Below are 12,163 nucleotides of genomic sequence, written 5' to 3'. Positions count from 1 at the left end.
GCCAGTCAAAGGCGAAATTTATGGTATATGAATAGATACTATACCACAAATAAGTGCGTACTTGCGGAATGATACACAATTATTTAATATTATATCCGGGAAGCCATTTACTGGTAAAAGGACTAATATTAAATAGGAGTGATTTATGTGAAAGTGGTTGCTTTTAACGGAAGTCCGAGAGTCAATGGCAATACGGCACAAAGCATTCAAATTGTACTTGCGGAATTAGAGAGGGAAGGCATTGAGACAGAAATGATCCAATTGGGAGGGCGTAAAGTCTTTGGGTGTCTGGCTTGCGGCAAGTGCTGGGAAATTAAAGACAATCGCTGTGTACGCCAGGACGACGAAATGAATGCATTTATCCAGAAAATGCAGGAGGCCGACGGAATTATTATTGGTTCTCCCACTTATTTCAGCAATGTGTCTACAGAAGTAAAAGCACTCATTGACCGGTGCGGTTTTGTGTCCAAAGCCAACGGCGGTGACCTGCTGCGGGGCAAAGTAGGTGCGGCTGTAGTTTCTGTACGCAGAGCCGGATCAAATTTTACTTACGCGGCCATTAACTTCTTTTTCGGAATTGCCGAGATGATCATCCCCGGCTCCAGTTACTGGAATATGACGTTAGCGCTTGAACCCGGCGATGTCCAAAAGGACGAGGAAGGTATCCAAACATTTAAGACCCTTGGCAAAAATATGGCAAAGTTGCTAAAGCAGGTCAAAGGCTGATATTTTATAGGAATTGGTTTCCGGTGTAATGTTTATTGTATATTGCCATTGTAAAATACATAAGCGTTCTTATTTCAGTCTGAATATCAATAACGTCAAAGAGCCATTATTACCCAAGCGGGATAATGGCTCTTTTATTATACGTAATAATTTTCCTGCCGGACAAAACTGAAATTCATATAATGCTGACATTTTGTCGAAAATAAAGGGAATTTTCCTTGGTTCAATAAGTTGAGGAAACAATGTTACCCAGGTTTGATAGACGCCGCAAAAGCTTCTATAATAAAAGGAGCATATAATATCGCCCGGCTTGGTTGGAGGTAATGATATCCTTGGAAATTCGACAATTAAAGACCTTTATGAGTATCGTAAAATTAGGTAACTTCTCACAAGCGGCTCAGTTTCTGGGATATACCCAATCTACAGTGACCACTCATATTCAACTGCTGGAAAAGGAATTAAATACCGTTCTCTTCGAAAGGTTTGGGCATCAGCTCATGCTTACAACCGACGGCGAAAGACTCTATGATTATGCGGACCGAATTACCAAGCTGGCTGAGGATGCCAAAAACCAGCTCGATAATTTCGACGTGCCGCGGGGGCCCCTCATTGTTGGCATGCCGGAGTCGTTGTGCGTATATCATTTGACCGAATTATTAAAAGAATATGCTTCGCTTTATCCGGATGTGGAATTGAAGCTGAAATTTGGTATAGGCAGCGATTTTAGAATGTTATTACGAAAAAATATGATGGATCTTGCTTTTTTTCTGGAAGAGAATATTAAAGATAGCGATCTGGTAAGTGAATTTTTGTGGCCTGAACCTATCGTGATGCTGGCTTCACCAGGGCATCCTCTTGCTAAACTTGAATGTGTACAAGCCAAAGATTTACGGGAGCAGACGCTGATTTTTACCGAGTCAGGCAGCAATTACCGGACCGTGTTGGAAGAAAGTTTGGCGAAGGCTGCTGTTCGTCCCCGCACTGTTCTGGAAATATGCCAAATTCAGACCATAAAACAATTTGTTATCAGCAGCTTAGGTATAACTGTATTGCCATTGGTCGCTGCCAAAGAAGAACTGGCTGCAGGAATGCTGGTTGCTTTACCCTGGCAAGGTCCCGATTTTAATACAAATGCTCACCTGGTTTATCACAAAGACAAATGGCTTTCCCGTACGATACAATCATTTATCAGATTAGTCCAAGAAAGATTGCTGAAATAGTAAGTAACTGCCTTTCCTCTTCACAGGAACCCCAGCGAAATGAGATGAGAGAGATCAATGAACGACTGTTTAAGTAACGTTAAGCTGCTTGTTGCTGGCGAATATGGATTAGTCATCGAATTTGGAACAGTCATTTCCCCGGAAATTAATCAGCTCGTCCGGCAACTGACCATATTAATTACCAGTAACCCAATCAAGGGTATAGTAGAAGTGGTACCGACTTACCGGTCTGTAACCGTTTATTTTGACCCGTTGTCTGTCACCCGTCAGGAGTTATCCCGGTTTATTTTGCAATTGCTCAGTACAGTCAAGCTGCAGGAATTGGACCGGGTCTCGTCCAAAATGGTCCATATTCCGGTTTGCTATGGCGGCGTTTTGGGGCCTGATTTGGAATTTGTGGCGCGGTATACCGGGTTATCGGCCCGCGAAGTGATAACAATTCATACATCAAAACCTTACCTGGTCTATATGTTGGGTTTTACCCCCGGGTTTCCCTATCTGGGAGGATTGTCCGAACAATTAATGGTACCACGGCAGGAAAAACCACGTGCCAAAGTTCCGGCGGGGTCGGTCGGCATCGGTGGCAATCAAACCGGTTTCTATCCGATAGAGAGCCCGGGAGAGTGGTGGTTGATTGGGCGTACTCCCATCAGAGCATTTAATCCGGAAGGGAATCCGCCTTTTTTAGTTGCTGCAGGAGATTATTTGCATTTTGTGGATATAACGATTGACGAATATTTTACTATCCGCCGGGACGTTGAAACAGGCGCGTACAAACCTGAGATCAGCTATGTGTATGAAGGAGGAAGGCCGTGATTACAACTACTCAACCAGGACAGTTTACCACCATTCAGGATGAAGGGCGCTTAGGTTACCAGGCATATGGCATGCCGATTGCCGGGGCTATGGACAGGTACGCCTACCGGGTTGCCAATCTATTGGTTGGCAACAGGGAAAATGCTGCTGTGATCGAGATGACCGGGGTTGGCGCTGCCTTCAAATTTGACGAGGAGCAGCTTGTAGCTGTTTGCGGGGCGGATATGCAAGGCCAGGTAAATGGGGTGCCGATCAGTAATTGGTCGGCCTTTCTTGTTCCCCGGCGGAGTGAAATCAGATTTGGTACTGCTTTATCCGGTTACCGGACCTATTTGGCTGTGCGCGGAGGATTTGATGTTCCGCCGGTACTGGGAAGCAGGTCAACATACACGCGGGCAAAAATTGGGGGATTTGAAGGCAGGGCCTTACGCCAGGGAGATGTCTTGCATGTTGCTCAAGACACGGCTTTCAAGGCGAAGCCGCGGCATTTGGAACAATTCTATATCCCCCGGTATGCCAATCCGATCAATTTGCGGGTGCTGCTTGGACCTCAGGACAATATGTTCACCCGGGAAACTATTGATATTTTCTTTACAAGCACCTATACTGTCGCCGGCCGGGCAGACCGGGCAGGTTATCAGCTCAAGGGACCCAGAATTATGACAATGGGTAGACCGGATATTGTGTCTGATGCTGTGTGTATGGGCGCCATTCAAATACCATCTTATGGTCTGCCGTTTATTATGACCGCTGATCACCAGACTACCGGCGGCTTTGCCAAGATCGGCTATGTGATCCGGACGGATTTAGCCAAATTGGCGCAAGCAAGTCCGGGTGATACCATCCATTTTACCTGCGTTAACGAGCAAGAAGCAATTGAAGCTTTAGAACAAGAGCGGCAATATTATCGCCGGATTGCCAAACAGGGGGATGATCATTTTGTTGGTTAGCACCTTCAAAAAAATTGAACTGCCCTATTTAATTTTTCAATTTTACGCCTGGTTATTTCGATGATATGATAAATGAAAAGAATTAAAAGTTGAATATGAAAGAAATTTTTTGCTGGAGCAACGGCGCTTCAAACAAAGATAAGCTTTGTTTGGAGTGCCTTTTTTATGCAAAATTGATATTACCTGTTAGTTTGCCGGAAGGGGTGTCCGTAATTCATCTGGGAATAATGCGTTCTATGCAGTGATAAAAAAGGAGCGGAATTATATGTATCAGGTTGACTTGAACTGCGATTTGGGAGAAAGTTTTGGCGCTTATAAAATCGGGATGGACGAAGAAATATTACAGTTTGTTACATCGGCAAATATAGCCTGCGGCTTTCACGCGGGAGACCCAGGGGTAATGCGCAAAACGGTAAAGCTTGCCCTTATGCATAAAGTTGCCATCGGAGCCCATCCGGGACTTCCTGATTTGGCCGGTTTCGGCCGGCGGGATATGGCTATCTCGCCTCAGGAAGCGTATGACCTGGTTGTCTATCAGATTGGCGCGCTTGCCGGGTTTGTAAAAGCCGAGGGAGGAAGAATGCGGCATGTAAAGCCGCATGGCGCCCTCTACAATATGGCGGCCAAAAGGAAAGAGCTGGCGGAAGCTATTGCCGAAGCGGTGTATAAAGTGAACCCGGAGTTAATTCTCTTTGGCCTTTCCGGCAGTGAATTGGTCAGGGCGGGAGAACAGATTGGCCTGCAAACCGCCCATGAGGTATTTGCTGATAGGACATATCAACAGGACGGATCACTGACGCCGCGAAACCGGCCGGACGCCTTGATTACCGACCATAAGCAAGCCGTTTCTCAGGTTGTCCGGATGGTCAAAGAAGGTACAGTACTGTCGCAGCAGGGCACGGACATTGCAATAAAAGCCGATACTGTCTGCATTCATGGAGATGGTTCGCAGGCATTGGTGTTTGCCCGTCAGATCCGGGAAGTCCTTGAGCGCTCAGGTATTTGTGTTCAGGCGAGGTGATAGAATTGACGCAAACATTTGCTGAATTTGAACCGCCCATTGCCATGTCGCCTTTGGGAGAATCGGCAATTTTGGTTGAATTTGGAAAAGGCATTCACCCGGAGATACACCGGAGGGTGAAAGCATTTACTAATCTTCTTGATCACTGTCCTTTCGCTGGAATGATTGAATATGTGGCGGCGTTTGCCAGTATTACTGTTTTTTATGATCCGGTTATAGTGAAAGGTTGGCAAACTGATGCGATTGAGCTAAAAGACCGGCCTGCTTATGAAATTGTTATCTCCATACTGCAGGCATTGGCGGAAAAATTGGACCATACAGTTGAAGCCAGTCCACGGGTTGTTGAAATTCCTGTCTGTTACGGCGGAAAGTTCGGACCTGATCTAGAGTATGTAGCAAAACATAATAAGCTCACTCCTGATGAGGTAATCGAAATCCATGCAAGTGGTCAATATCTTGTTTATATGTTAGGGTTTGCCCCCGGCTTTCCTTACTTGGGCGGAATGTCGGAACGTATTTCAGCCCCCCGCCATCAATCACCGCGTATGGCGATTCCGGCAGGGTCGGTAGGCATTGCGGGAATGCAAACCGGGGTATATCCCATCACAACCCCGGGCGGCTGGCAATTGATTGGCCGTACGCCGTTAGAACTTTTTCGCCCTAATGACAACCCGCCAACTCTTCTGCAATCAGGTGATATCATACGTTTTCGTCCAATTTCCTATAAGGAATATGAAGAATATAAGGGGGGGAGTCAATGCGGATAAAAGTTCTCCGGCCTGGTCTGCTTACCACCGTACAAGATTTGGGCAGATATGGCTACCAAAAGTACGGGGTCATTGTCAGCGGCGGGATGGATGCGTATTCTCTGCGGCTTGCCAATCTTTTAGCCGGCAATCAAGAGGGCGAGGCAGTACTGGAGATTACGCTAATGGGTCCTTCATTGCAAATAGAGCAAGATGTGCTGCTGGCCATAACCGGTGGTGATTTGTCTCCCAGTATTGACGGCGAAGCGGTGCCGATGTGGCGTCCGGTTTACCTGAAAAAAGGCACTATTCTCCAATTTGGCGCTTGCAAGTCCGGGTGCCGTGCCTATCTGGCGGTTAACGGCGGTTTTAATATCTGTGAAATTATGGGAAGCAAAAGTACCTACTTGCGGGCCAGTATTGGCGGCTTTCACGGACGGCCATTACAAGCGGGCGATGTGCTTGAAATTAAATCTCCCCCGGCAGAATCGGCCCGGTTTCTGTCGCAGTTTACCAAGCAAGCTGTTGGCGGTTCGTTTGCTTATACTTCCTGGTATGCCGGACAGGATCACATTCCCCAGGCTTCTCAGCCTATAGCTGTGCGGGTCATGCGCGGCAGCCAGTTTGAACAGTTTACTGCTGCGAGTAAAGCTGAATTTTGGAGCGGTGTATTTCAAGTTACTCCTCAATCAGACCGGATGGGTTACCGGTTATCAGGGCCGGCGTTACAGCTGGCGCAACCTCTAGAAATGATCTCCGAAGCGGTTGCACTTGGGACAGTCCAGGTGCCGCCCGACGGCAAGCCTATTATATTACTGGCAGACCGTCAAACAACAGGCGGTTATCCTAAGATAGCCCAAGTAGCTCTGGTCGATGTGGCTAAGATTGCTCAGATTAAGCCAGGCGGTAAAATCCGGTTTCAAGAGATTTCTGTGACTGAAGCTGAAAGGCTGTATATTGAACAGGAGAAAATGATCAGCAGTCTGCGAGCGGCAATCGGCTTAAGGCTGAACTAGTGTTAGGGTATTAGATTATTGGAGGTGTGACGGCATGCTAAAAATCGATGAAATACTAGAAATCATCAAAACAGTAAATCAGTCTTCTATCAATAAATTTGAATTTGAACAGGCAGGTACCCGGCTTACGATCGTCAAGGATGGCTCCTGTTCGCCGCAAGGGCCGGCAGAATGCACCAGGCCGGACGGGAACCAGTCTAAACCGGCTCCGGCCGCTGGCGGGCCGGGTGCAGTACCGCAAGACCAGTCAGCTGTGACAGTGGTCGAAGCAGAGGATAAATGGCATAAAATCGTGTCGCCAATGATTGGAACCTTTTATGCTGCTGCCGAACCAGGCGCTAAACCCTTTGTACAAATCGGTCAAAAGGTTAAGGCATGTACTGTGGTTTGTGTGTTGGAGGCCATGAAATTATTTAATGAAATAGAGGCCGGCATAGATGGGGAAATTGTGGAGATTTTGGTTAAGGACGGGGAGTTTGTCGAATATGGCCAGCCGCTGTTTTTGGTTAAGGCAGAATAAGACTCAGTGAGCATACGGGGAGGGAGATGCGGCTAAATAGAAAAATTTTCCAAGAAACGAAATTGACATGTAAAGGAGCAAAGAGTATGACACTTCTTGGTATTGCAGTAGTTATTATTGGATTTGCTTTACGGTTTAATCCTTTGCTGGTTGTTGTGGTTGCCGGTATTGTAACAGGTCTGGCCGGAAATTTGCCGGTAGAGAAAATTCTTGCTATTTTTGGCGAAGCATTTGTTAAGAACCGGTATCTTCCTTTATTTATGCTGACTCTGCCGGTCATTGGCCTGTTGGAGCGAAATGGCCTGAAAGAGCAGGCGTTGGCCTTAATCGGCAAGATTAAAGCAGCCACTACCGGACGTTTGCTCATTCTGTATCTGTTCATTCGGGAACTGGCCGCTGCTATCGGCTTAACTGCTTTAGGCGGACATGCCCAATTGGTCCGGCCGTTGATTGCCCCTATGGCGGAAGCTGCTGCCGAAAACAAATACGGACCTTTGCCGGAATCTACCCGTAATAAGATTAAGGCATTTTCTGCTTCTGCCGATAATGTCGGTCTATTTTTTGGTGAAGATATTTTTATTGCCTTTGGCGCAATTTTACTGATGAAGGGTTTCTTTGAACAAAATGGCATCATCCTTGAACCTTTACACATTGCGGTGTGGGGGATTCCTACCGCTATTGCTGCTTTCATCATTCATGGTACGCGGTTATTTTTACTTGATCGCAAGATTCAGCGGGAAGTCGAGTGCGGTGCTGCCGGCAACAAACAGGTAAAGGAGCTGAACAAGCATGCTTATTAGTCTCAATCACATCTATTATATTCTGGGTGCACTTGTGGCCATTGTTGCCTTACTTTCATTCCAGGACAAAGGTAATCCCAAACGAGTCCTGACAGGGACTTTCTGGGGGCTGTACGCCATCTCATTTTTATTCGGTAATATGATTAGTCCGGTGTATATGGGCGTTCTGGCCATTGCTATGGCAGTTATTGCCGGCTTTGGCGGCGTGCGTATGGGAAAACATGCTGAAGCAACAGTCGAAGAGCGCACGGCTCAGGCTAAAAAATTGGGTAACTGGCTGTTTATGCCGGCCTTGTTAATTCCGATAATTACTATAATTGGAACGTTGGGTCTGAAGGATTTCACAATTGCCGGCCTGCAATTGTTAGATAAAGCCAATATTACACTTGTCAGTTTAGGTGTTGCCTGTGTTATTGCTTTGCTGGCAGCCATGAGCCTTACGAAGGATAAAAAACTGCAACCGATTAAAGAGTCACGCCGTTTGTTTGATGCGATTGGCTGGGCGGCTGTATTGCCGCAGATGCTGGCAACACTGGGAGCATTATTTGCTGCTGCCGGTGTAGGGCAGGTTGTATCTGATTTGGTAAGCGCCGCAATTCCTGTTGATAACCGGTTTATGGTCGTCCTTGCTTATACCATTGGCATGGCTTTATTTACCATGATTATGGGTAATGCCTTTGCCGCTTTCCCGGTTATGACCGCCGGTGTGGGACTACCGCTTATTGTTAAAATGCATGGAGGCGATCCGGCTGTTTTAGCGGCCATTGGCATGTTTTCCGGTTATTGCGGCACATTGATGACGCCCATGGCCGCCAACTTCAACATTGTACCTGCAGCGTTACTGGATTTGCCTGATAAAAACGGTGTTATCAAAGCACAAGTACCGACAGCTATCCTGCTGTTGACGGTAAATGTATTTCTCATGTACTTTTTGGTGTTTTAAGGGGAATTACAATGTTTAATAAAGTGCTGATTGCCAACCGGGGAGAAATCGCGGTAAGAATCATCAGAGCCTGCCGGGAAATGGGAATTGCGACAGTTGCCGTGTACTCAGAAGCCGACCGGCAAGCCTTGCATGTAAAAATGGCTGATGAAGCTTACTGTATCGGACCTGCCCAGGCTCAAGGCAGTTATTTGAACATACCCGCTTTAATGAGTGTGGCCACTTTTACCCGAGCCGATGCCATTCATCCCGGCTATGGCTTTCTGGCGGAAAACGCCGTTTTTGCCGAAACTTGTACGGCCGGCGGCATTGTCTATATCGGCCCGGCTGCTGACGCTATCAGGGCCATGGGGGCTAAAGCTGTTGCCAGGGAAACGATGAAACAGGCAGGTGTGCCGACTGTTCCCGGCACCGAGGGCATTATTGAAGATGTCGACATGGCTGCCGGTGTGGCCGGAAGCATCGGTTACCCGGTAATTGTCAAGGCAACAGCCGGCGGCGGCGGTAAAGGCATGCGGGTGGCCAAAAATGAAGAAGAGTTACGAAAAGCCATTCGTCAGGCGCAAAAGGAAGCCGAGATGGCCTTTGGTAATTCCGGCGTATATCTGGAAAAGTACTTAGAAGAGCCCAGACATGTTGAAATTCAGATTATGGCTGATAAACACGGCAATGTAGTATACCTGGGTGAACGGGATTGTTCAATTCAACGCCGGCATCAGAAACTGGTCGAGGAAGCGCCTTCACCGGCGCTTGATCAGGAATTGCGGCAAAAAATGGGCCAAGCGGCAGTATTGGCGGCCAAGGCGGTGAATTATCAGGGAGCGGGAACAGTGGAATTTTTGCTTGATAAACATGGCCGGTTTTATTTTATGGAGATGAATACCCGCATCCAGGTAGAACATCCTGTAACCGAGCTCATTACCGGCATTGATTTAATTAAGGAACAAATTGCCGTGGCCGCAGGCTGTCCGCTTTCCTTCCGGCAACAAGATGTAAAAATAAACGGCTGGGCCCTGGAATGCCGGATTAATGCCGAGAATCCGGCCAAGAATTTTATACCTTCGCCCGGAACGGTCAAGAATTATCTGCCTCCGGGCGGGTTTGGTGTGAGAGTTGACAGTGCGGTGTATCCCGGCTATGAGATTTCCCCCTTTTATGATTCCATGATAGCAAAAGTCATAGTGTGGGGCAAAAACCGGCAGGAAGCTGTTCAGCGGATGAAAAGGGCCTTAGACGAGTTCATCATTGAGGGAGTTCAAACGACCATTCCCTTTCAACAAAAGTTATTGCATCATGATGTATTTCTAAGCGGCGATTTCAATACTGGATTTTTGGAGATATACAGCGACAAATTCTTTGCTATATAGTATTCAATAAAGATGTACAGGCGTGTTGTTAGTATAAGCGTAAGTCAAGCGCCAGCGGTGGAGCGTTACTAACAACACGCCTAGAAAAAAATCTTTATTGGATTTCATATAATTATTAGCGGTGTTCATTTATACTGCTGAAAAATTGACTAGGTGAGGCGGTATTTTATGCAACAGCATTCTGGACAGGAAATACTAAGGTTGTTCACCGAGATAGCCCCTTACCTTAACGACATCTTTGTTGAGGATGTGGTGTATCGGTAATCAAAGACGGAGTATATACTGCCTATGTACCAGGAAAGTCGTTTGACTTGGGGGTTAAGGCGACGGTATAAAATAAGGTTCTAACCAGGAGGAATGACAATGAAAAAAGTATTAGTGACCGGTTTTGAGCCGTTCGGTGGCGAACCTGTCAATCCGGCGCTTGAAGCTGTCAAATTGCTAAATGGCAAGCAAATTGCCAGTTATGAAATTATCTCCCGCTCCTTGCCTGTAGCCCGGGGCCGCTGCATTGCCTCAATTGTTGAGCAAATCGCCGAATTTGACCCGGAGCTAGTACTGGCTGTTGGCCAAGCTGGCGGGCACATGGAGATTACTGTCGAGCGCGTAGCCATCAATGTTGATGATTTTCGTATTAAAGACAACGATGGTAACCAGCCGGTTGATGAACCGATTGTTGCTGACGGACCGGTTGCGTACTGGTCGACTTTGCCGATTAAAGCCATGGTTGACAAACTGCGTGCCGGTAACGTCCCGGCAAGAGTTTCCAACACAGCCGGTACATTTGTCTGTAACCACTTGTTTTACGGCCTGATGCACGCGCTGGCCTGTGAAGGTAACAAACGGCGCGGCGGCTTTATTCATATTCCTTATTTGCCGGAACAGGCGGCGCGCATTACCGGACAGCCCAGCATGGCTCTGGAAACTATTGTGCGCGGTTTGGAACTGGCGCTGGCAGCAGCGCTGACCACCACGCAAGATACGAAAATAACAGGTGGCACAATCTGCTAAATGCCGCCAAGGAAACTCAACACTACCCTAGGAGTCTATAAGCAGAGGATTTACGGGTCAATTTTAATACTGCTGTTTAAACTGGCAATACTGTTGGCTACTGTGATAATATTACTAAGATTAGTAATAGGGTCTACGGCAAGTTGTTCAAGTATGTCCTGGAGCAGGAGCATTGTAAATAGTACAACCGAGTTGCCGGTGGCTATCGTTGTGCCGGTTTGACAGGCTAACTTCCTGGCTTTTTTCTTAAATTCATCCGGATTCAAAGCTTCACAATAGATATCTTCAGTGTTACAGGCATGCATCACAATCATCCTCCTTATCAATCATAGTATATTCATCACGGTTCTCATACGCCCAACCGCCGGGAAGCTTGGCCGTAGCGTTTGGCAGGTCGCTTTGGGTAAAAAAAAAAATCCTGCAACACGGTGTTACAGGAATAGGACTATCAGTAAAAAATGACTTGTCCATTGGAAAACGCTTTTATCCGGGCCAGCGACTCAACCCGATAACCGGCTTGGATTAATTTTTGGGCTCCGGGCTGGAAAGATTTTTCTATCACAATACCGATTCCCACCAGACTGGCATTTGCCTGCTCAACAATATTCGCTAAGCCGGCGGCCGCTTCGCCGTTAGCTAAGAAATCATCAATAATAAGAACACTGTCCTCTTTCTGCAAAAACTGTTTGGAGACAATGATATCATTACTCTCGCGTTTAGTAAATGAGTGGACCTTCGCCGTGTAAACATTGTCATCTGTTACTTTGGGCTTTTTTTTACGGGCAAAAATCACCGGCACTTTTAAAATGAGGCCGGTCATGACTGAAACTGCAATTCCCGAGGATTCAATCGTTAGTATTTTCGTAATACGTTCTCCTTGAAACCTTTTGACAAATTCCTCGCCTATTTTCATCATAAGCTCCGGGTCAATCTGCTGGTTTAAAAATGAGTCAACTTTAAGTAAAGAATTATCTAAGACCAGGCCTTCCGCCTGGATTCTTTCTTTTAATAAATCCATATAGCCTCC

General features: G+C 46.8%; 15 protein-coding genes. 12 read left to right on the top strand and 3 right to left on the bottom strand.

Annotated elements, in window-relative coordinates; genetic code table 11:
* Nucleotides 1–147 precede the first annotated feature (147 nt).
* The 12 genes from SCACP_RS17835 (at nt 148) to pcp (ending at nt 11,136) form a co-directional block, all read left to right on the top strand.
* A complete protein-coding gene (locus SCACP_RS17835; protein WP_425058844.1) occupies nt 148–726 on the top strand; it encodes a flavodoxin family protein in 579 nt (192 codons plus the stop codon).
* Nucleotides 727–1,049: 323 nt separating this feature from the next.
* The gene (locus SCACP_RS17830) at nt 1,050–1,946 is read left to right on the top strand and encodes a LysR family transcriptional regulator (protein WP_425058843.1); all 897 of its coding nucleotides are present in this window, start codon (nt 1,050–1,052) and stop codon (nt 1,944–1,946) included.
* A 57-nt stretch (nt 1,947–2,003) separates the two neighbouring features.
* On the top strand, nt 2,004–2,762 hold the full coding sequence (gene pxpB / locus SCACP_RS17825) for a 5-oxoprolinase subunit PxpB (protein WP_425058841.1): 759 nt from the start codon (nt 2,004–2,006) through the stop codon (nt 2,760–2,762).
* The gene (locus SCACP_RS17820; RefSeq protein WP_425058840.1) at nt 2,759–3,712 is read left to right on the top strand and encodes a biotin-dependent carboxyltransferase family protein; all 954 of its coding nucleotides are present in this window, start codon (nt 2,759–2,761) and stop codon (nt 3,710–3,712) included. Before pxpB (SCACP_RS17825) ends, SCACP_RS17820 begins: the two co-directional genes overlap by 4 nt.
* Before the next feature lie 265 nt (nt 3,713–3,977).
* Nucleotides 3,978–4,733 (top strand): 5-oxoprolinase subunit PxpA, encoded by a 756-nt coding sequence (gene pxpA, locus SCACP_RS17815; RefSeq protein WP_425058839.1) that lies wholly within the window; start codon nt 3,978–3,980, stop codon nt 4,731–4,733.
* A 5-nt stretch (nt 4,734–4,738) separates the two neighbouring features.
* Entirely contained in the window at nt 4,739–5,500 is a 762-nt protein-coding gene (pxpB, locus tag SCACP_RS17810; protein ID WP_425058838.1) for a 5-oxoprolinase subunit PxpB, read from the top strand.
* Nucleotides 5,491–6,495 (top strand): biotin-dependent carboxyltransferase family protein, encoded by a 1,005-nt coding sequence (locus SCACP_RS17805; protein WP_425058837.1) that lies wholly within the window; start codon nt 5,491–5,493, stop codon nt 6,493–6,495. Before pxpB (SCACP_RS17810) ends, SCACP_RS17805 begins: the two co-directional genes overlap by 10 nt.
* 34 nt (nt 6,496–6,529) lie before the next feature.
* Entirely contained in the window at nt 6,530–7,015 is a 486-nt protein-coding gene (gene accB, locus SCACP_RS17800) for an acetyl-CoA carboxylase biotin carboxyl carrier protein (RefSeq protein ID WP_425058836.1), read from the top strand.
* Nucleotides 7,016–7,101: 86 nt separating this feature from the next.
* Nucleotides 7,102–7,815 carry a DUF969 domain-containing protein gene (locus SCACP_RS17795; RefSeq protein ID WP_425058835.1) on the top strand — a complete coding sequence of 238 codons (714 nt, stop codon included), beginning with the start codon at nt 7,102–7,104 and terminating at the stop codon, nt 7,813–7,815.
* The gene (locus tag SCACP_RS17790; protein ID WP_425058834.1) at nt 7,805–8,758 is read left to right on the top strand and encodes a DUF979 domain-containing protein; all 954 of its coding nucleotides are present in this window, start codon (nt 7,805–7,807) and stop codon (nt 8,756–8,758) included. The genes SCACP_RS17795 and SCACP_RS17790 overlap by 11 nt, the downstream gene beginning before the upstream one ends.
* 11 nt (nt 8,759–8,769) lie before the next feature.
* A complete protein-coding gene (accC, locus tag SCACP_RS17785; RefSeq protein ID WP_425058833.1) occupies nt 8,770–10,125 on the top strand; it encodes an acetyl-CoA carboxylase biotin carboxylase subunit in 1,356 nt (451 codons plus the stop codon).
* A 363-nt stretch (nt 10,126–10,488) separates the two neighbouring features.
* Complete coding sequence (pcp, locus tag SCACP_RS17780; protein ID WP_425058832.1) at nt 10,489–11,136, top strand: pyroglutamyl-peptidase I; 648 nt, start codon at nt 10,489–10,491, stop codon at nt 11,134–11,136.
* Nucleotides 11,137–11,186: 50 nt separating this feature from the next.
* Here the strand turns inward: pcp and SCACP_RS17775 are convergent, their stop codons facing one another.
* From SCACP_RS17775 to SCACP_RS17765, 3 genes are read right to left on the bottom strand one after another with little or no spacing between them, the layout of a single operon-like run.
* A complete protein-coding gene (locus SCACP_RS17775) occupies nt 11,187–11,444 on the bottom strand; it encodes a hypothetical protein (protein WP_425058831.1) in 258 nt (85 codons plus the stop codon).
* On the bottom strand, nt 11,428–11,607 hold the full coding sequence (locus SCACP_RS17770; protein WP_425058830.1) for a hypothetical protein: 180 nt from the start codon (nt 11,605–11,607) through the stop codon (nt 11,428–11,430). The genes SCACP_RS17775 and SCACP_RS17770 overlap by 17 nt, the downstream gene beginning before the upstream one ends.
* Nucleotides 11,585–12,154, bottom strand: a complete 570-nt coding sequence (locus tag SCACP_RS17765; RefSeq protein ID WP_425058829.1) for a xanthine phosphoribosyltransferase — start codon at nt 12,152–12,154, stop codon at nt 11,585–11,587. The genes SCACP_RS17770 and SCACP_RS17765 overlap by 23 nt, the downstream gene beginning before the upstream one ends.
* Nucleotides 12,155–12,163: the final 9 nt, after the last annotated feature.

The organism is Sporomusaceae bacterium ACPt (assembly GCA_041428575.1).
GTDB classification, from domain to species: Bacteria; Bacillota; Negativicutes; order Sporomusales; family Sporomusaceae; genus Sporomusa_D; species Sporomusa_D carbonis.
The sequence above is the reverse complement of the archived record's forward strand: the minus strand, read 5'-3'. Positions and strand labels throughout refer to the sequence as shown.